Here is a 19,447-nt window from a genome sequence, read left to right on the forward strand (position 1 = left end):
TCCTTGCACCCTCGACAACAGTCCTTTGTCATCACGCCCATTGATAGCCCCCTAACGAAAGCCCCATGCTAGAGGGCTAATCCCGCGCTTATATCATTCCGAATGATAGTTACCTTTGCTTCATTCGATTCGTGACATACCGCGTCGCCGCGCATGATCCGCCCATCTCAAATACATTGGCGGATGCACCTCATGGAACAGTCACTCAAACATTTGCGCTTCCCCCTGGCGATCCTGGCCGTGGTGGTGATGAGCGCGTGCGGCAAGACCCCGGAACAAGCGGCCGCCATGCCACCGGCAAAAGTCAGCGTGGCCAAGGTGCTTGAGCAGCCGGTCAACGAGTGGGATGAATTCACCGGTCGCCTGGAAGCGCCCGAAACCGTACAGATTCGTCCACGGGTCTCTGGCCAGATTGACCAAGTCGCTTTCACCGAAGGCGCTTTGGTCAAGAAAGGCGACCTGCTGTTCCAGATCGACCCGCGTCCGTTCCAGGCCGAAGTGCGCCGCCTTGAAGCCCAGCTGGCTCAAACCAAAGCCGCCGCCACCCGCAGCGATAACGAAGCCCAGCGCGGCGAACGCCTGCGCCAGAGCAATGCGATCTCCGCCGAACTGGCCGACTCGCGCACCACCGCCGCCCAGGAAGCCCGCGCCGCCGTCGCCGGGATCCAGGCGCAGTTGGACCTGGCCAAGCTGAACCTGAGTTTTACCCGCGTGACCTCGCCGATCAGCGGCCGTGTCAGCCGTGCCGAAATCACCGCCGGCAACCTGGTGACCGCCGACGTTACCGCGCTGACCAGCGTGGTCTCCACCGACAAGGTCTACGCCTACTTCGACGCCGATGAACGTGTGTACCTCAAGTACACCGAACTGGCTCGCCAAGGCCGCCGTGGCGCCACCACCCCGGTGTACCTGGGGCTGTCCAACGAAACCGGCAACCCGCACCTGGGCCAGATGAACTTCGTCGACAACCAGGTCAACCCGGCCACCGGCACCATCCGTGGGCGCGCCGTGTTCGATAACAGCAAGGGCGAATACACCCCTGGCCTGTATGCGCGCCTGAAGCTGGTCGGCAGCGGCACCTACTCCGCCGTGCTGATCAACGACGAGGCCGTCGGCACCGACCTGGGCAAGAAGTTCGTGCTGGTGATGGAAGGCGACAAGCCGGCGTATCGCGCGGTGGAACTGGGGCCGAAGATCGAAGGCCTGCGCATCGTGCGCAGCGGCCTGAACAAGGACGACACCATTATCGTCAAGGGCCTGCAACGCGCGCGCCCCGGCTCGCCGGTCGCCCCGGAAACCATTCCGATGGCCAGCAAGGAAACCCTCGCCGCCTTGGCCCAACAACGACAAGCGCTTGAAGCCAGCAACCTGGAGCAAGTGGCGCCGGAAAAAACCGCGCCCAAGCTCGCAGCCGTTGCGTCTCCACGCGGTTAAGGGATACGACTCAAGATGAATTTTTCCAAGTTCTTCATTTCACGGCCGATCTTCGCAGCGGTGCTGTCGCTGCTGATCCTGATCGCCGGTGCGATCTCGCTGTTCCAATTGCCGATCAGCGAATACCCGGAAGTCGTGCCGCCGACCGTGGTGGTACGCGCCAACTTCCCGGGCGCCAACCCCAAGGTCATCGGTGAAACCGTGGCCGCGCCGCTGGAGCAAGCCATCACCGGCGTCGAGGGCATGCTGTACATGTCCTCGCAATCGACGGCCGACGGCAAGCTGACCCTGACCATCACCTTCGCCCTGGGCACCGACCTGGACAATGCGCAGGTGCAGGTGCAAAACCGGGTGACACGGACTCAGCCAAAACTGCCTGAGGAAGTGACGCGCATCGGTATCACCGTGGACAAGGCCTCCCCCGACCTGACCATGGTGGTGCACTTGACCTCCCCGGATCAGCGCTACGACATGCTGTACCTGTCCAACTACGCGATCCTCAATATCAAGGATGAACTGGCCCGCCTGGGCGGCGTCGGCGACGTGCAGTTGTTCGGCATGGGCGACTACTCCCTGCGTGTCTGGCTGGATCCGAACAAGACCGCCTCGCGCAACCTGACTGCGACCGATGTGGTCACCGCGATCCGCGAGCAGAACCGCCAGGTGGCAGCCGGTGCCCTGGGCGCCCAGCCTGCACCGTCGGACACCAGCTTCCAGTTGTCGGTGAACACCCAGGGCCGCCTGGTCACCGAGGAAGAGTTCGAGAACATTGTGATCCGCGCCGGCGCCAACGGTGAAATCACGCGCCTCAGGGACATCGCCCGGGTCGAGTTGGGGTCGAGCCAATACGCGCTGCGCTCGCTGATCGATAACCAGCCGGCCGTCGCAATTCCGATTTTCCAGCGCCCCGGCTCCAATGCCATCGACATCTCCAACGATGTGCGCGCCAAGATGGCCGAGCTGAAAAAGAGCTTCCCGGCCGGCATGGATTACCGCATCGCCTATGACCCGACGATCTTTGTGCGCGGTTCCATCGAAGCGGTGGTGCACACCCTGTTCGAAGCGCTGATCCTTGTGGTGCTGGTGGTGATCCTGTTCCTGCAGACCTGGCGCGCCTCGATCATTCCGTTGGTGGCGGTGCCGGTCTCGTTGATCGGGACCTTTGCGGTGATGCACCTGTTCGGCTTCTCCCTCAACGCGCTGTCGCTGTTCGGATTGGTACTGGCCATCGGTATCGTGGTGGACGACGCTATCGTGGTGGTGGAGAACGTCGAACGTAACATCGAGCTGGGCCTGGAGCCGTTCCCGGCGACTGAAAAAGCCATGAGCGAAGTGACCGGCCCGATCATCGCCACGGCGCTGGTGCTGTGTGCGGTGTTCATTCCAGCGGCGTTTATCAGTGGCTTGACCGGGCAGTTCTACAAACAGTTCGCCTTGACCATTGCGATCTCGACGGTGATCTCGGCGTTTAACTCGCTGACCCTGTCCCCTGCCCTGGCCGCCGTGTTGCTGCGCGGTCACGATGCACCGAAGGATCGTTTCTCGAAGGTCCTCGACAAGCTCCTCGGTGGCTGGCTGTTCCGTCCCTTCAACCGCTTTTTCGAAAAGTCCAGCCATGGCTACGTGGGTACCGTACGCCGGGTGATTCGCGGCACGGGCATTGCCCTGTTCGTGTACGCCGGCCTGATGGTGCTGACCTTCTTCGGGTTTGCCCACACCCCGACCGGTTTCGTACCGGCCCAGGACAAGCAATATCTGGTGGCCTTCGCCCAACTGCCCGATGCTGCGAGCCTGGACCGCACCGAAAACGTGATGAAGCGCATGTCGGAGATCGCCCTGAAGCAGCCCGGTGTGGAAGCTGCGATTGCGTTCCCTGGCCTGTCGATCAACGGGTTCACCAACAGCCCGAACAGCGGCATCGTGTTCGTGACCTTGAAGCCGTTCGATGAGCGTAAAGACCCGAGCATGTCCGCCGGTGCGATTGCCGGTGCGCTGAACGGCCAATACGCCAACATCGAAGAAGCCTACATGGCGATCTTCCCACCGCCGCCGGTACAGGGCCTGGGCACCATCGGCGGGTTCCGCCTGCAGATCGAAGACCGTGGCAACCTCGGCTATGACGAGCTGTACAAAGAAGTGCAGAACGTCATCACCAAGAGCCGTGGCGTGCCCGAGTTGTTCGGCCTGTTCACCAGCTACACGGTCAACGTGCCCCAGGTCGATGCCGCCATCGACCGCGAAAAGGCCAAGACCCACGGCGTGGCGATCAGCGACATCTTCGACACCCTGCAGGTCTACCTGGGTTCCTTGTATGCCAACGACTTCAACCGCTTCGGGCGTACCTACCAGGTCAACGTGCAGGCTGAACAACAGTTCCGCCAGGACGCCGACCAGATCGGCCAGCTGAAAGTACGCAACAACAAGGGCGAGATGATCCCGCTGGCGACCTTTATCAAGGTCAGCGACACCTCGGGGCCGGACCGCGTGATGCACTACAACGGCTTTATCACCGCTGAAATCAACGGCAACGCGGCACCGGGCTACAGCTCCGGCCAGGCCCAGGCGGCGATTGAAAAACTGTTGAAGGATGAACTGCCCAACGGCATGACTTACGAGTGGACCGACCTGACCTATCAGCAAATCCTCTCGGGCAACACCGCGCTGTTCGTGTTCCCGCTCTGCGTACTGCTGGCGTTCCTGGTCCTGGCCGCCCAATACGAAAGCTGGAGCCTGCCGCTGGCGGTGATCCTGATCGTCCCGATGACGCTGCTGTCGGCCATTACCGGGGTAATCATCTCGGGTAGCGACAACAACATCTTCACCCAGATCGGCCTGATCGTACTGGTGGGCCTGGCGTGCAAGAACGCGATTCTGATCGTCGAGTTCGCCAAGGACAAACAGCAGGAAGGCCTCGACCCGCTCGCTGCGGTACTGGAAGCCTGCCGCCTGCGTCTGCGGCCGATCCTGATGACCTCGTTCGCCTTCATCATGGGTGTGGTGCCACTGGTGTTGTCCAGCGGCGCCGGTGCCGAGATGCGTCATGCCATGGGCGTGGCGGTGTTCTCCGGGATGATCGGGGTGACCTTCTTCGGTCTGTTGCTGACACCAGTGTTCTACGTACTGATCCGTCGCTATGTGGAGCGCAGCGAAGCGCGCAAAGCGGCCAAGGCCTTGAAGCTGGAGACACAGCAATGAGTGTGAAAGTATTCCTGCCGAGCTTGCTGGTCCTGGCGCTGAGCGCCTGTGCCGTGGGCCCGGACTACAAGACCCAGACCCCGGAGGCGGCGAACATCACCGCCGCCGCGGACGCCAAGCAGTATGACCACGCCAAGTTCGAAGGCATCTGGTGGCAGCAGTTCGACGACCCGACCCTCAACCAGCTGGTCACGCAATCGCTGCAAGGTAACCGTGATCTGCGCGTGGCGTTTGCCCGTCTGCGTGCTGCCCGTGCAATCCGCGATGACGCCAGCAATGACGCCATGCCGACGATTACCAGCCGCGTCAGCAGCGACCAGGGCAAGGGCCAGATCCCCGGCCAGACCACCAGCCGGGTCAAGACCGAGCGGTACGACCTGGGCCTGGACATGGCCTGGGAACTGGACCTGTTCGGGCGCATCCAGCGCAACCTGGAAGCCACCGATGCCGACCAGCAAGCCGCCGAGGCCGACCTGTACCAACTGCAAGTCACCCTGATTGCCGAACTGGTAGACGCCTACGGTCAACTGCGCGGCGCGCAACTGCGTGAACGCATCGCCCTCGACAACCTGAAGAACCAGCAGGACTCGCGCACCATCACCGTCAGCCTGCGGGATGCCGGTGTGGGTGACCAACTCGACGTGGAGCGTGCCGACGCACGCCTCGCCGCAGTGGAAGCCAGCGTGCCGCAACTGCAGGCCGAACAGGTGCGTGAGCGCAACCGCATCGCCACCCTCCTCGGCCAGCGTCCCGACAAGCTGAGCGTGGACCTGAGCCCGAAAGACCTGCCGGCGATTGCCAAGGCGTTGCCGATCGGCGACCCGGGGCAACTGCTGCAACGGCGCCCGGACATCCTCAGCGCCGAACGCAAACTGGCCGCCGCCACCGCGCGTATCGGCGTGGCCAAGGCCGACCTGTTCCCACGGGTCAGCCTCAGCGGGTTCCTCGGCTTCACCGCCGGGCGCGGTTCGCAGATCGGCTCATCCGCCGCGAATGCCTGGGCCCTGGGCCCGAGCATCACCTGGGCCGCCTTCGACCTGGGCAGCGTCCGCGCCCGTCTGCGGGGTGCAGACGCCGAAGCCGATGGCGCCCTGGCGACCTACGAGCAGCAAGTACTGCTGGCGCTGGAAGAGTCCGAAAATGCCTTCAGCGATTACGGCAAGCGTCAGCAACGCCTGGTCTCGCTGATCCGCCAAAGCGAATCCAGCCGCGCCGCCGCCGACCTCGCCGCGATCCGCTACCGCGAAGGCACCGTGGACTTCCTCGTCCTGCTCGACGCGCAACGTGAGCGTCTGGCCGCCGAAGATTCCCAGGCCCAGGCCGAAGTGGACCTGTATCGCGGGATTGTGGCGATCTACAAGGCGCTGGGGGGTGGCTGGAAGCCGGACACCGTCGTGGCGACTGCCCAGTAACGTAAAGAGCTCCTTTGGTTGGTCGCATCCAGCCAATTTTTAGCCCCGTGGCCTATTTGGTCATGGGGCTTTTTTTTGTTTAATGCCTCAGCCACCTAGTAACGCTCAGCTGAGATGTCGTGATTTTACCGGGCGAATTTGCCGGCTATTTTTCACTTTAGGAAATCGGCTACGCGGCGAATTCCAAAATATGTCAGTTAGAGCTCATAGAGGGAGCGACTGGGTAACCGTATTGATAAGGCTGGGCGCATCACGCCATTCCCAGTTGCCCGGCAAAGCTGATCTGCGGCTCAGACAATCCGTCTTTCCCCAGTGCATTCAAACATGCGCTTCAGTGCCACTTGAACACCTCTTGAACGACATCGCTGACAGACCGTGGAGCATGAGGCCCGTGCCCGCCCGGCCGGGGGAGACGCTCCAGCACCTGGACGATTTTGCCGGTCTGATCATGGCGCACCAGCACAAAGCGCGGCAAGGGAGCGCTGCTGACTGCACGCTTGCGAATAATCCTGACGGGCAATTGTTCGGTAATTACACCACCTGTGGCCTTGGCCTTGTCCAGCGCCTGTTGAATCGCTTTCACATTTTCCTCGTACAACGGCCGGTTGTTTTTAGCCTGGTCCAGCAACGCAATGCCGAACAGGGTCGAATCGGCGTTATGCGCCTGGGGCGCCTTGGCGAACAAGCTCAAGGTCGCCTCCTGCACCTCGTCACCCAAGTGGCGAAAGTGCTTGGGGTCCGTGGTGTTCCCCAGGTTGAGCAGGTCGGCAATGTCCTCGCGTCCGCCTTTGATCGCGCCGGAATAGACATAATCCTCATCACCGGGAAAACCATGGGCCTGCTCATGGATCAGTGTGTTGGCCATGGCATCGTCGCTACTCCCCATGCTGCGGTAATAGTCTGTGGCGCCGTTCACATTAACCTCTATGTATTTTTCCTGGCGATAGCCTGCTTTGTAACGGCTATAGGACGACGGCAGGAGCTGGGCCTGCCACTCCGAGCCTTCGTTTTCGAGGAAGTTGATGTTGGAAAGATCCAGCTTGTCCAAATCCATTTTCATGGTGCGCTGCTTGCGTGTAAAGGCAGCCACGACCTCCTCGGAATCCGCGCCGAAGAAGGTTTTGCACACGAATTTGAGGTCTTTCTCGAACTCAGGATCAGACAACGCACTCAAGGCACCATGGAGTCGCTCCCGGGCGATGGGCAGTGCTCGTTCAATGGCTTGGCGGCTTTGCTCAAGGAGGGGTGTCGGGGCGGTCTCCAGAGTGGGTAGTTGAGCCGGGTCGTGCGGACTCGGTTGCTCACCGTCAACGGAAGGCCTGCGCATTTTCCGGGGACGCTCGGTGGCAAAAGGCGGCGCGCCCAGTTGCTCCTTCATCGCGGTCTTCCAGGTCGCACGGAGCTCCCCCAGCGGCCTGCCAAGACGAAAAACAGGGCGGCTGCTCAACCATTCGTAGCCTGCCTGTAACGGCTGCTCCAAACCCGCAACAGGGTTGAACAGGTTATTGCTCAGCGCACCAAACGCTCTGGTGGCCGCCGACACCTTGGACAAGGCAGTCTCTGCCCGACTGACAGCCTGCGCCCCTTCCACAACCTCGCCAGCGACCACGGAGCCAATCATCACGGCGTCGAGCGCACAGCCGGTGAGCGCGCCCAGCTCGGTCTTCACGCGCCCGGAGGCGATGTCGTCGTAGCATCCCTTGAACGGAATAAGCAGGTCTTCAATGGTCTTGACCGCTTCCTGCGTGCGCGCCTCGAAACGCTCACGCGGCGTCGTGCCCATGGCGGAGTCCAGGAGTTCCTGGCGATTGAGCACCAGGTCATGGCGCCGCACATAGGCGGCAAAATCCCTGGTTTTCTGCGAAAAGTATCCGCCGTCTGCCAATGATCCGCGCCCGCTGCCGGCCGGCAGGGTCTCGCGCAGGGCGCGTATCTGTACCTGGGACTCCCTGGCCCCATGGCCGTCCGCGTGGGATTGCAGTTTCGTCACCCACACACGGGGCACCTGCGCTTCGCCTCGGGCCAGTGCCTTGAGGAAATCGGGACGCTCGAAGTACTCGCCCCTCAAGGGCCAAAACTCAAAACATTTCGCATTGTCACCCTGTCCCGCCTGAACGATAAAACCATAGCGCCCCTTTACCCGCTCCGTTTGTTCCGCCGCACCGCTGATGGTCTTTCCTTCGGCGGTGATGGACTCGCCCTCGACCCGGTAAAACGTCAGTTCTTCTCGCTCCAGCAGCTGTCGGTCCTGATAGGGCATTTTGCTGAACAGGTCCTTGAGACGTGTGGTGATGGCTGAGGTGAACGTGTCGACCTCCGACTTTACCGAGCGGTCGAGCATGTCTTTGGTAAACCGAAGCCGATTAAAACCCGCCTGCAGGTCGGCGAGCTCTCTACCTATGTCTGCCGTAGTCCCGCCAAAGGGGCCGTTGGCCACTTTTTGCGCATACCCACCGTTCTTCAACGCCCCCATCATATGCAGGTCGATCAAGCTCAATTCATGGGAGGGATCAGCCATGAAAAAAGGCATCGGATAGGTATCTCTCTGCACGGGCTTATCCAAGTCCCGCCCTGGGAACACCGCCTTGAGGTCCGCCTGGGCCAAGGCTCTGCGCGTCACGGGAGGGGTCTGCAGGACCGCAGTGGCCTTTTGAGTGGTCTCGATATAGTCCTTGTATTTGCCCGCGCTCTTGCGCAGATCTTCCACGGTGTAACGGTCATCGGCACGGCCCGCGATCACGCCATTGAGCACGCCCCAATCCAGCAACGCATCTGCCTCGGCTGCCTGGAACAACGGCACCAGTGGGGGTGCCGGAGGCTGGAGAGCCGCGCGTTCCAGCACCTGAGCATAGGTCAGGGTCCGACTCGATCCTGGCGCGTGGGCTTCAAGCAGGGCAACGGTTTTCCTCAACACCAGCCAGGCGGGAGAACCGATATGCACGGTGTCGGGGATATCCCGCACCAGAAATTCCGGCGCGACAGTCGCCAGGAATAGATGGCTGACAACCTCCACGGCGTCCGGACTCACGCCTTTGCGGTGCACCAGGTGCATGTGCAGGTCTTCGCGGGCATCGGCCATCTTGAGCCCGGCATTTTGCAGCGAGTACAGGTCATACCCCGCCACGTGATTTCTCTGCTGCCCCAGGTGCGGATCAATACGCAACAGATGGGCGGTAACCTGCAACTGATTGAGCTGCTGTTTGCGCCAACCATCGTGGGGAGCGTTCAGCCCTTCCAGCAAGCGGTGCTGGCGGTACACATTGAGATTCTTCTGGCTGCGTAACCGCCCAAGGATGTGCGCATCGACGTCTCCGGAAAGAGGCGGCTGCTTATCCAGCCACTGCGGGCCGACGAAGCGTTCAAAGGACCCAACCAGCGTTTGGCGGTCTTGCTGGCTGAGTTTCAGCGGCGAGTCCAGCGCCAGCCAGGGCCCGGTATAGTTGCCCATCGGCGGGCTGGAGGGAAGCGGATGGCGCTGCCAGCCAATCAGGTTGCGAATGACCTTGGCCGAGCGCGGGACATCCTGCCCGTCGGCGTTGGGCAGCGTCACGCGCAGCATCTGCAATGCATCGACTTCGCCCGTGGAGTGCAGAATATGTCCGGTGGTTCGCGCCATGTCCAACAGCGTGTCGAAGCGTTTCTTCAAGCCTGGCCGGGCGGATACAGAGTCGCTCAAATCGATCCAGCGCCCTGCACTGTCCAATACCTCCAAGCGTCCATCGAAGATGCGTAGATGGGCAGTCTGGCTGTCGATTCCATATTTTTCCAAGGCCGCCTGCATGCCGGGACGATTTGCCAAAGCGGCCAGGGCCTTGCGCCCACGCTGTACATCGGTCGCCAGCGTGGATCTCGTGACGCTTGAAAAGCGGATCTCGGCGAGGTCGATAGTGTCCTGATCCGCCTTGCCCTGCACGTGGTGCTCCAGGGCAGCGATCCAGCGTTCCTTATTTCTGGCTTCCAGTATCGCCGTGTCGAGCAGGGCTTGCGAAAAATCGCTGATGCCCTGCAATTGGCCTGGAATGTGATGAACCAGTGTCGAAGGGCGCAGCAAAGGCTCCGGACGGATGACCTCTGGGGAACGATCTGGCTGAATCCCGGCGGCCGTGGATGGCAAACCCACTGCAACAGGTTCAGGCGTAGCAACGACCTTGGACATCAGGAGAACTCGCTTTCACGATTGAAGAGTGTCTACCCTGCCCCGGAACACGAATGGATGGGATCGGAAAAGTCCTGGCCGCCAGCAGCCTGTGCGCGACTCAACGAGGTTCCCCCAGGATCAAACTGCGGTAATGCCCAGGATTGGACCCCACCCACTTGCGAAACGCCTTATAAAACGAACTGGTATCGGCAAACCCCAACCGCGCCGCGATCTCGGCAAAGCTGATCTGCGGTTCGGCCAGCCAGACAATCGCCAACTCCTTGCGCACGCTGTCCTTGAGTCCCTGGTAGCTCTGCCCTTCTTCCGCCAGGCGGCGGCGCAGCGTGGAAGCGGAGATACACAGCGTGGCCGCAAGGCCCTCGGTCTCAGGCCAGGTGTCGGGAGGCATTTGCCGCAGGTCGTGCTTGATGCGTGTAGCCAGGCTGTCGGGGTTGCGGTATTTGACCAGGATGTTGGCCGGCGCATGGGCGAGGAAGCGCTTGAGTTCTTCCGGGCTGCGCTTGATCGGCAGGTCGAGGCAGTCGGCGGAGAAGATCATCCGCGTGCGTGGCCGATCAAAACGCAGGTTGTCGGAAAACATCACCTGGTAGTCATCGCAAAAGTCCGGCTGCGGGCAGCGCAGTTCGATGGCCAGGATCGGGATGCGCCGGCCTGCCAGCCAGCAGGCGACGCCGTGCACGATCATCCAGTAGGTGAAATAGGTGAATGCGCGCTTGGGCGCCGGCTCGGGTTCGAGCAACACGATTTCCGCCAGGCTCTGTTGGCGCACCAACTGGGCCGGCAGGTGTTCCAGCATCAGCGAGAGGAACCCCAGGCCGGTGTGCAGGCCCGATGCCAGGCTGGGCTGTGCAATGGCGGCGCGACAAAGGAACTCCAGGCTACCGGACTTGAGCTTGCGCGGGTCCATGCCGAAGAACTCATCGTCCATGCGCCTGGCCAGCAGACGCCACAAACGGGCGTAGGCGGTGGCCGGAACGCGGGCCACGGGCTGTTCCAGCAATGCCGGCTCGATCCCGACCTTGCTCAAGGCTTCGACGGTGGCCGGCCCCGGTGCGCAGCTCTGCAACAAGGCTTCGCGCACGAGATGGATGGAGATGGTGTCTTTTTCCGACATGGGAGGTTGGGCAATCCGGCGGCGCTATCGATGCCGCGCATCATAAGGTGGGTTGCGATTCGCCACCACCGTTCAGCCATTGTTCAGCAAACGTCAAGTTTTCCTGTTTAGCAATGAGTATCATTATGTTACAACTTAGCCTCCTATCTACTTAAGCTGCGGTGCCCGATGCTTGTTCCCTTTTTAATCATGCTGCGCGAAGGCATTGAGGCCGCGCTGATCGTCGGCATCATCGCCAGTTACCTGCAACAAACCGGCCGCGGCCAGTGGATGCCCGCCGTGTGGATCGGCGTGTTCCTCGCCGCGGCCCTGGCCTTGCTGGTGGGCGGTGGCCTGGAACTGGTCAGTGCCGAGTTTCCGCAGAAGCAGCAGGAATTGTTCGAGGGCATCGTCGGCCTGGTCGCCGTGGGCATCCTCAGCTCCATGGTGTTCTGGATGCGCAAGGTCGCGCGCTCCATCAAGCATTCGTTGCACGCCTCCCTTGACCAGGCGTTGACCGGTTCCAAACACCAGGTCACGGCATTGATCCTCATGGTGTTCTTCGCCGTCGCTCGTGAAGGCCTGGAAACCGTGTTCTTCCTGCTGGCGGTGTTCCAACAGAGCGAGGGCCCAGGCGCACCGATTGGCGCCCTGCTCGGCCTGGTCCTGGCGATCATCGTCGGCTTCCTGATCTACACCGGCAGCATGCGCCTGAACCTCGGTGCGTTTTTCCGCTGGACCGGCCTGTTCATCCTCGTGGTCGCCGCCGGCATCCTCGCCAACTCGGTGCAAGCCCTGCATGAAGCGGGCGTGTGGAACCACTGGCAGACCGTGCTGTTCGATTTCAGCGCCGAGCTGCCGATGGACAGCCCGCTCGGTTCGGTACTGGCCGGCATGTTCGGCTACCAGGAAGCGCCGACCGTCAGCACCCTGGGCGCCTATCTGATGTATCTGGTGGTGGCGCTGGTGATGTTTTTCCTGCCCGCGGCACCGCCCAAGCCTGCCGCCAGCCCTTCTTCCGTTTCCAGCCAGTAAGGACCGTCTCTTGTCCAACCCAACGCCTCAACCCGCTTCGCCCCCCCGCGCCCTGCGCTGGGCGCTAGCCGGCTCGGTGGTCGTGATGATCGCCGCCGGTGGCCTGTTCTATTACGCCTCGCAACTGGCGGCCAGCAAGCGCCAGACCAACCACGATGAAATCGCCGTGACCATCCATGGCCATGCCTGCGAGCCCAATGCACTGACGGTGCCGGCCGGCCGTGCGAGCTTTCGCATCATCAACCGCTCTGACCGGGCGGTGGAGTGGGAAATCCTCGACGGCGTGCTGGTGGTCGAAGAGCGCGAAAACATCGCCCCCGGCCTGAGCCAGGTGATCAACGCCAACCTGCTGCCAGGCGACTATGCAATTACCTGCGGCCTGCTGAGCAACCCGCGCGGCACCCTGCATGTGACGCCAACCGCAGAATCCGACGCACAGGCCAAGGCCAAGCCGTCGATGGTGGCGTTTATCGGCCCGCTGTCGGAGTTTCGCGTGTACCTGAGCAGCCAGGGCAGTGCCCTGGTCAAGGCCGTGACCGCCCTGCAACAGGCGATCGACGCCGGTGACCTGGCTCAGGCGCAAGCGCTGTACGTGCCGGCCCGTGAGGCTTACCAACGCCTGGCCCCGGCCTCGCAGCGCCTGGCCGAGCTGGACAACGCCATCAACGCCCGGGCCGATTACTTTGAAAAACGTGAGCAAGACCCGGCCTTCAGCGGCTTCCATCGCCTCGAATACAGCCTGTTCCAGCAACGCAGCCTTGATGGCCTGGGGCCGATTGCGCAGCGCCTGGTCACCGATGTCACCCGCCTCAAACAGCAGTTGCTGGCACAGTCACTGCCGCCGGAACAACTGGTGAGCATCGTGGTGCGCAACCTCAACAGCCTGGCGGATGTACGCGCCATCAGCGGTGAAGAAGAGCGCTACAGCCATGTCGACCTGAATGGTTTCGCCGCCAACCTGGAGGCCGCGCACAAGGTGGTCGAACTGATGCGTCCGCTGCTGACCAAGTCCGCCGCCGACCTGCTGCCGACAGTCGACAGCGCCCTCGCCGCCTTCGATGCCGAGCTCCAGGGTTTCAAGCTCGATAAGGGCTACGCCACGTATGACAGCGTTACCGCCGATCAGCGCAAGCAGATCGCCGACAAGGCCAAGGCTCTGGCCGCCGCACTCGATGGAATCGACCCCGCCCTTGGCCTTTCCGGCCTGCAGTGAAGACGACCGCACACATGAGTGATTCAGAACAGTTTTCAGCACAACGTCGCCGTGTCCTCCTGGGCATGGCCGCCACCGGTGCCGCCATTGCCGGCAGCACCCTGACCTGCCCGGCCATGGCGGCCGCCGCCGAGCAAGTCACCACCGCACCGCGCAGCGACAAGACCCAGGACCACCACGATTTTTTCGGCCAGCACCAGAGCGGCATCGTCACCCCACGCCCGGCCTGCGGCATGCTCGTGGCGTTCGACGTCCTGGCCAGCGACCGCGAAGACCTGGAGCGCCTGTTCCGCACCTTGAACGAACGCATCGGCTTCCTGATGACCGGCGGCACCGTACCCCAGGTCGACCCGAAGCTGCCGCCCACCGATTCCGGCATCCTCGGCCCGGTGGTCACGCCGGATAACCTGACCATCACCGTGTCCGTCGGCGCATCGTTGTTCGATGAGCGCTTCGGCCTGGCCGCCGTCAAACCCAAGCGCCTGATCCGCATGGTGGGCTTCCCCAACGATGCGCTGGAACCGGCGCAGTGCCACGGCGACCTGAGCCTGCAATTCAGCTCCAACACCCCGGACACCAATATCCACGCCCTGCGCGACATCGTGAAAAACCTGCCCGACCTGCTGCTGGTGCGCTGGAAGCAGGAAGGCAGCGTGCCGCCCCAGGCACCGGCCAAACCCGGCGAACCGGCACAAAGCGCGCGCAACTTCCTGGGTTTCCGCGACGGCTCGGCCAACCCCAACTCCAACGACAACAAGGCCATGGACCAGATTGTGTGGGTCCAACCCGGCAGCGACGAACCGAGCTGGGCGGCCCATGGCAGCTACCAGGCGGTGCGCATCATCCGCAACTTCGTCGAACGCTGGGACCGCACGCCCCTGCAGGAGCAGGAAAGCATCATCGGCCGTGTGAAGACCAGCGGCGCGCCCATGGATGGCCAGAAAGAATCCCAGGTGCCCGACTACAGCAAGGACCCGGAAGGCAAGCTGACCAAGCTCGATGCCCATATCCGCCTGGCCAACCCGCGCGCCCCGCAGACCCAGGCCAACCTGATCCTGCGTCGGCCGTTCAACTACTCCAACGGCGTCAATAAAAACGGTCAGCTGGACATGGGGCTGTTGTTCATCTGCTACCAGGCTGACCTGGAGAAAGGCTTTATCAGCGTGCAAACCCGGCTCAACGGCGAACCCCTGGAGGAATACCTCAAGCCGGTCGGCGGCGGGTATTTCTTCACCTTGCCGGGGGTCACCGGACCTAAGGATTTCATCGGGCGCACGCTGCTCGCTGCAACGCCTTTTCAAACCACTGCCCACACCTAAAACAAACCAGAGCGGAACACGTCCCATGAAGAAGTCGACTATCGCGTTGTCGTTGTTAATGACCCTTTCGCCGCTGGCAGCGTTTGCCGCTACCGCGCCGTTGGACCTGGTAGGCCCGGTGTCGGACTACAAGATCTACGTCACCGAAGAAATCGGCGAGCTGGTCACCCAGACCCAGGCGTTCACCGACGCCATCAACCAAGGCGACCTGGCCACCGCCAAGAAGCTCTACGCGCCGACCCGCGTGCACTATGAGTCCATCGAGCCGATCGCCGAGCTGTTCAGCGACCTGGATGCGTCCATTGACTCCCGGGTCGATGACCACGAAAAAGGCGTCACCGCCGAAGACTTCACCGGTTTCCACCGCATCGAGTACGCGCTGTTCTCCCAGAACACCACCAAAGGCCTGGAAGCCCTGACGGCCAAGCTCAACACTGACGTCAACGACCTGAAAACCCGTGTCGACGGCCTGACCTTCCCGCCGGAGAAAGTCGTCGGCGGTGCTGCGGCGCTGCTGGAAGAAGTTGCCGCCACCAAGATCTCCGGTGAAGAGGACCGCTATAGCCACACCGACCTGTATGACTTCCAGGGCAACATCGACGGCGCGAAGAAAATCGTCGACCTGTTCCGTGGCCAGATCGAGAAACAGGACAAGGCCTTCCTGGCCAAGGTCGACAAGAACTTCGCCAGCGTGGACAAGATCCTGGCCAAGTACAAGACCAAGGACGGCGGCTTCCAGACCTACGACAAGGTCAAGGAAAACGACCGCAAGGCGCTGGTGGGTCCGGTCAACACCCTGGCCGAAGACCTGTCGACCCTGCGCGGCAAGCTGGGCCTGAACTGATACGGCCTCCCGCGCCTGGCGCGGGAGGTCGTCGGCTCAACGGGTTGGTTGGAAGCCGTTCAGTGGCGTGCCGAAAGGCGCGCCGCTGCGCGGGTCAATCGCATACCAGCGGCCGTTGTATGGCGTGGCGTGCACGTCGACCTCCCGATAACGCCCCGCCTTGCCCGCTGTCGGTGTCACCACGGGCGCCTCCGTGCCGCTCGCCTGCCCGGCTGCAATCAGCAGATACGCACGCAACTTCTCCTCGGCGGTCACCAGATGCGGGACCGTCTTGCCCCACTTCATTGCCCCACCCGCTAGCAACGCCGGCAGTTTTACCAGTCCCTTGGTCGCGGCATTGATCATCTGCGGGTAACCATCCAGCGGGTTCAGCGCCGCACTGGTAAACAAACCGGACTGCTTGATGAAGTCAAATGCTCGATCGCTGAAACTCGCTCCAGCTTTCACCTGGGGCACTGCAATCGTCGATGGCTTGAGTCGTGTAACAAGCTGGGTCAGGCGGCTGGGCACCAGGGCCCTGGCCGAGCGGATCAGCGCCCGGGCCTGGCTACCCGCACCAATGGCCACGCCGACTACATCCAGTGCCAGGTTGGCCAGACCTGCGCTGATATTGCCTTGTTTGAACTCCTGATACGCCCCCACGAACGGCACGAACCCCAGTAGAAAGGCATGATCGCGTGCCCGCGCTTCACGGTGCTTCTCCAGCGGCAGTGACTCGCTTGCGCGTTGCAACATGCTTTCGGCGGGCTCGTAAAAGTTGTCCTGGGCGATCCTGTTGACGATGCTCGCTGTTTTTCGCGAACTGTAGGTGTCCGGGACGAACGATTCCGGCGTATGGCTGGGCGGTAATTCTCGCGCAGCAAATGCCCCGCCCAACGCCGACACGATCACCGCCTGGAATGCTGGGTTGGGATCAGGATGGGAACCGTTGGCATAGGCGTCCAAATCAAGGTTCATCTGCGCGCCGCGTACCACCGGTAAATACACCGGGCCATGGGGTGATGGAAAACCCTCGCGGTGAATGACGCCGTCGAGCTCCATCGCGTCGGGTAGATCCGTACGCTTGATGATCTTGCCGTTGGCGAACACCTCGAAATGCACGACCGTGGGTCCATGCTCAACGCGCATCAGGGTGCCGTGGCGCGCCCTGCTGGCGTCTTTGAGTGCGTCGGTCTCCTCGGCCTGGATCTTCCCGGTTTCCCGGCGCAAGGTGAACAGTTCGACCTTGCCCAGTTCCAGCAACTTGCGATCCTCCAGAGGCAACTCGGCAAACATCAGCTTAAGCTTGGTGGCGTATGCGTCCTGGAGCTTTTTCCGGTGCTGGAGCACCGAGTTTTCCAGCAACTTATCCAGCTCGGGCAGACGGCGAATACGTGTATCGAGCCTGGCCCGCGCCGCCTCGGTTACCTGGGGTGCCCGCGCGTGCTGGTAAGGCGTTTTCGCCGTCGCGGGGAAAGCAGGCATGTCGTCACTGAGCACCCATTTGCCCGGTGCCAGGTCGCCGGTCATATAGGTCTCCACCAACGAGCGGGTGCGCGGTTCCGAGATCGGCAGGTTGCGACGATCCTCTGCACTGGCCACATGCACGGTCATGCCTTCCAGTTCGGCCTGGGTGATACCAGGAAACACGCGCAGCAATTCCTTGATCGCCAGCGCCTTGCGCGTCGGCAGTTCACTGCTCGCAGTCGTGAAGGCGGTGGCGACGTCTTCACGCTGGCGGAAAAATACCCGCGCCGCCTCCTGGATATCCCCCGACGAGTATCCACTGTCACTGCGCTGCCTGATACAGCCGTTCAACACCCCCCAATCAGCGATGACTTTCAAGGCATTGAGTTGCATCAGCGTCGCCTGCGCGTCACTGACGGGTTCCAGGGTGGTCAAGTCGGTGACCTGCTGTTCATTCATCATCCTCGACGTCCCTGGCGCATTGTGATCGGCCAATGCGCAGCCCAGGCGCAGCTCCATCCAGGCCGGCGTGCCGATACTCACGGACTCGGGCACATCGCGCACGAGCATTTCCGGCGCCGCCTGCGCCAGGCACACGTGGGCAGCCAACACCGCCAGCTTGGGGTCCAGGCCTTTGTTGTGCTGAAGGTGGCGCTCGATGTCACGGCGTACCTGACTGAACGAGCGCCCCATGTTCGTCGGCTGGTAGATCGGATAGCCCGCCACTTCCCCGGGCTTGTCGGACATCGAGGGATCGACGTGCAGCTTGATCGCGGCGGTTACCAGTTGCTGGAGCAGCGTCCTGGGCAGCGTCGAGTTAGCGCCCTGGCCCACCTGCCAGCGCAGCGCGCCAGCCATTTGCTCGCCGAACGCCAAGGCATCCGGGCTGTCCAGCAGCCTGTCCAGGTGAGCCTGCGGGTCGGCCTGCAACGCCTGCAATGTGACCCCGGACAATGCGCTGAACCCACGAGCCAGGGGACCGCGCAGGCGGATGTCGGCCATGGTGCCCATGTGCTTTTGATCGTCTGCGGTCAAGGTGCCCGGCTTCCACTCCTGGGGCAACAACGCGCCGTAGTCCCCCAATGGCGGCGGCGTTGGCAAGGCAGTGCGCAACCAGGCAACCAGGTTGCGCGTTTCACTCACGGTACGCGCCGAGCCCAAGCCCTTGAAATCCAGGAGCTGGCGCATGTCGTAGCGTGGCGTCGAGTACAGGGCGTTGCCCAAGGGCACGCTGAGCGCCGCCAGTGCCTCGAACTCATCGTTCAGTTCCGGTACGGCTTCCACGTAGCGGGTCAGATTCACCCAACCGCCTACCGGACTCAGGCGCTCAAGCCTGCCTTCAGACACCCTGAATGGCGCACCGGCCCAGGCGAAGCCCTCCTGCTCCAGCAGGCGAACCATTTGCGGGCACGTGACAAACCGCTGCAAACGCTCCACCGCAGCCTGGCTATGCCGGGGCAATGACGATGCCGGTGAAAGCTCGGTCTCATGATCCGACCAGTCCGTACGCGCAGTGTCCGGCAGTTCTTCAAGTTCTGCTTCAAGGCGATCGGCCAGGGCAAGGCGCTCCTCCAGTTCGCTGATCACTTGCCAGGTCTGCTCAAGGTTGCCGGCAGTGATCTGGCCGACCCCTTGGCGCGGCAGCCACAATGCGTCGTCTGGCCCGATAAAAGGCAGCCCCTGGTCCGAGGGGTCCAGCAGTTCTCGAATCGGCCTCAGGGTGCGGGAAACTTCGTTCCAGCCGGAGTTATCGGTCAGGCTGAATCTGACGGCGCTGCGTACACCATTATGGTTGGCGTAGCCCTCGATATGATCGCGGTGAAAGGTCAGGGTCGCAGGCTCAAGGCGCTGCTCGGCAATCCACTGTTGCAACGCTGGCCGGTTCAGCAGGTGTTGGTACAAGCGCGTTGCCAGGCCCGGACTGCTGTCCGGCGGCACCTCGACCATCGTGTAGCCGCTGCTTTCAGCGGCGGCAACGCGCTCAGCCAACTGAGTGTCGGCGGCGGCAGTGCGCGCCTGATCCCGGGGAGGCAGTCGCGTCCACGGGCCAGCCGCGGCCGGCGTTGCATCGGCAGTGGATCGCCGCCTGCGCAGGGTGGGTGGTTGAGTCGGTATGGGATCAGGCGCAGCAGGCACTGCGCTGGGTGGGGTGGGAAACTCCGGAACGGATGGGCGGCTGTGAGGCAGTAGCATCAACATAGTCATCGCTCTCTCGGATGAGTCCATTAAGAATGGATCCGTCCATCCGTGAACGGTGAGAGGCAATCTAAAGACGCTTATCCCAGGCTGGATATAGG

General features: G+C 62.3%; 10 protein-coding genes. 7 read left to right on the top strand and 3 right to left on the bottom strand.

Features of this window, described 5'->3' with window-relative positions; genetic code table 11:
• Window positions 1-192: 192 nt before the first annotated feature.
• From mexE to C8K58_RS23820, 3 genes are read left to right on the top strand one after another with little or no spacing between them, the layout of a single operon-like run.
• Entirely contained in the window at window positions 193-1,434 is a 1,242-nt protein-coding gene (mexE, locus tag C8K58_RS23810) for a multidrug efflux RND transporter periplasmic adaptor subunit MexE (protein WP_065927800.1), read from the top strand.
• Between the two features lie 15 nt (window positions 1,435-1,449).
• Window positions 1,450-4,629 carry an efflux RND transporter permease subunit gene (locus C8K58_RS23815; protein WP_027605655.1) on the top strand — a complete coding sequence of 1,060 codons (3,180 nt, stop codon included), beginning with the start codon at window positions 1,450-1,452 and terminating at the stop codon, window positions 4,627-4,629.
• Window positions 4,626-6,041, top strand: coding sequence for an efflux transporter outer membrane subunit (locus C8K58_RS23820; protein ID WP_092359455.1), 1,416 nt, complete (start codon window positions 4,626-4,628; stop codon window positions 6,039-6,041). The genes C8K58_RS23815 and C8K58_RS23820 overlap by 4 nt, the downstream gene beginning before the upstream one ends.
• A gap of 331 nt (window positions 6,042-6,372) precedes the next feature.
• On the opposite strand, the gene C8K58_RS23825 is transcribed toward C8K58_RS23820, so the two are convergent.
• Window positions 6,373-10,197: a hypothetical protein gene (locus C8K58_RS23825; protein WP_133822148.1), complete on the bottom strand. Its 3,825-nt coding sequence runs from the start codon at window positions 10,195-10,197 to the stop codon at window positions 6,373-6,375.
• 100 nt (window positions 10,198-10,297) lie between these two features.
• A complete protein-coding gene (locus C8K58_RS23830; protein WP_092359452.1) occupies window positions 10,298-11,314 on the bottom strand; it encodes an AraC family transcriptional regulator in 1,017 nt (338 codons plus the stop codon).
• 168 nt (window positions 11,315-11,482) lie between these two features.
• On the opposite strand from C8K58_RS23830, the gene efeU reads away from it, so the two are divergent.
• Genes efeU through efeO (C8K58_RS23850) form a run of 4 tightly spaced genes read left to right on the top strand, consistent with a single transcriptional unit; the run spans window position 11,483 to window position 15,704 of the window.
• A complete protein-coding gene (gene efeU, locus C8K58_RS23835; protein ID WP_027607884.1) occupies window positions 11,483-12,328 on the top strand; it encodes an iron uptake transporter permease EfeU in 846 nt (281 codons plus the stop codon).
• A 10-nt stretch (window positions 12,329-12,338) separates the two neighbouring features.
• Window positions 12,339-13,541, top strand: coding sequence for an iron uptake system protein EfeO (efeO, locus tag C8K58_RS23840; protein WP_092359451.1), 1,203 nt, complete (start codon window positions 12,339-12,341; stop codon window positions 13,539-13,541).
• 14 nt (window positions 13,542-13,555) lie between these two features.
• A complete protein-coding gene (gene efeB / locus C8K58_RS23845; protein ID WP_108574493.1) occupies window positions 13,556-14,860 on the top strand; it encodes an iron uptake transporter deferrochelatase/peroxidase subunit in 1,305 nt (434 codons plus the stop codon).
• A gap of 25 nt (window positions 14,861-14,885) precedes the next feature.
• The gene (gene efeO, locus C8K58_RS23850; protein ID WP_027607887.1) at window positions 14,886-15,704 is read left to right on the top strand and encodes an iron uptake system protein EfeO; all 819 of its coding nucleotides are present in this window, start codon (window positions 14,886-14,888) and stop codon (window positions 15,702-15,704) included.
• A 36-nt stretch (window positions 15,705-15,740) separates the two neighbouring features.
• Here the strand turns inward: efeO (C8K58_RS23850) and C8K58_RS23855 are convergent, their stop codons facing one another.
• On the bottom strand, window positions 15,741-19,139 hold the full coding sequence (locus C8K58_RS23855) for a hypothetical protein (protein ID WP_108574467.1): 3,399 nt from the start codon (window positions 19,137-19,139) through the stop codon (window positions 15,741-15,743).
• Window positions 19,140-19,447 lie beyond the last annotated feature (308 nt).

Source organism: Pseudomonas sp. GV047 (genome assembly GCF_003058245.1).
GTDB classification, from domain to species: Bacteria; Pseudomonadota; Gammaproteobacteria; order Pseudomonadales; family Pseudomonadaceae; genus Aquipseudomonas; species Aquipseudomonas marginalis.

Excerpts from the sequence above, each read along its gene's own strand:
- mexE (WP_065927800.1), top strand. The coding sequence starts at position 193 with ATGGAACAGTCACTCAAACATTTGCGCTTCCCCCTGGCGATCCTGGCC.
- C8K58_RS23815 (WP_027605655.1), top strand. The coding sequence starts at position 1,450 with ATGAATTTTTCCAAGTTCTTCATTTCACGGCCGATCTTCGCAGCGGTG.
- C8K58_RS23820 (WP_092359455.1), top strand. The coding sequence starts at position 4,626 with ATGAGTGTGAAAGTATTCCTGCCGAGCTTGCTGGTCCTGGCGCTGAGC.
- C8K58_RS23825 (WP_133822148.1), bottom strand. The coding sequence starts at position 10,197 with ATGTCCAAGGTCGTTGCTACGCCTGAACCTGTTGCAGTGGGTTTGCCA.
- C8K58_RS23830 (WP_092359452.1), bottom strand. The coding sequence starts at position 11,314 with ATGTCGGAAAAAGACACCATCTCCATCCATCTCGTGCGCGAAGCCTTG.
- efeU (WP_027607884.1), top strand. The coding sequence starts at position 11,483 with ATGCTTGTTCCCTTTTTAATCATGCTGCGCGAAGGCATTGAGGCCGCG.
- efeB (WP_108574493.1), top strand. The coding sequence starts at position 13,556 with ATGAGTGATTCAGAACAGTTTTCAGCACAACGTCGCCGTGTCCTCCTG.
- efeO (WP_027607887.1), top strand. The coding sequence starts at position 14,886 with ATGAAGAAGTCGACTATCGCGTTGTCGTTGTTAATGACCCTTTCGCCG.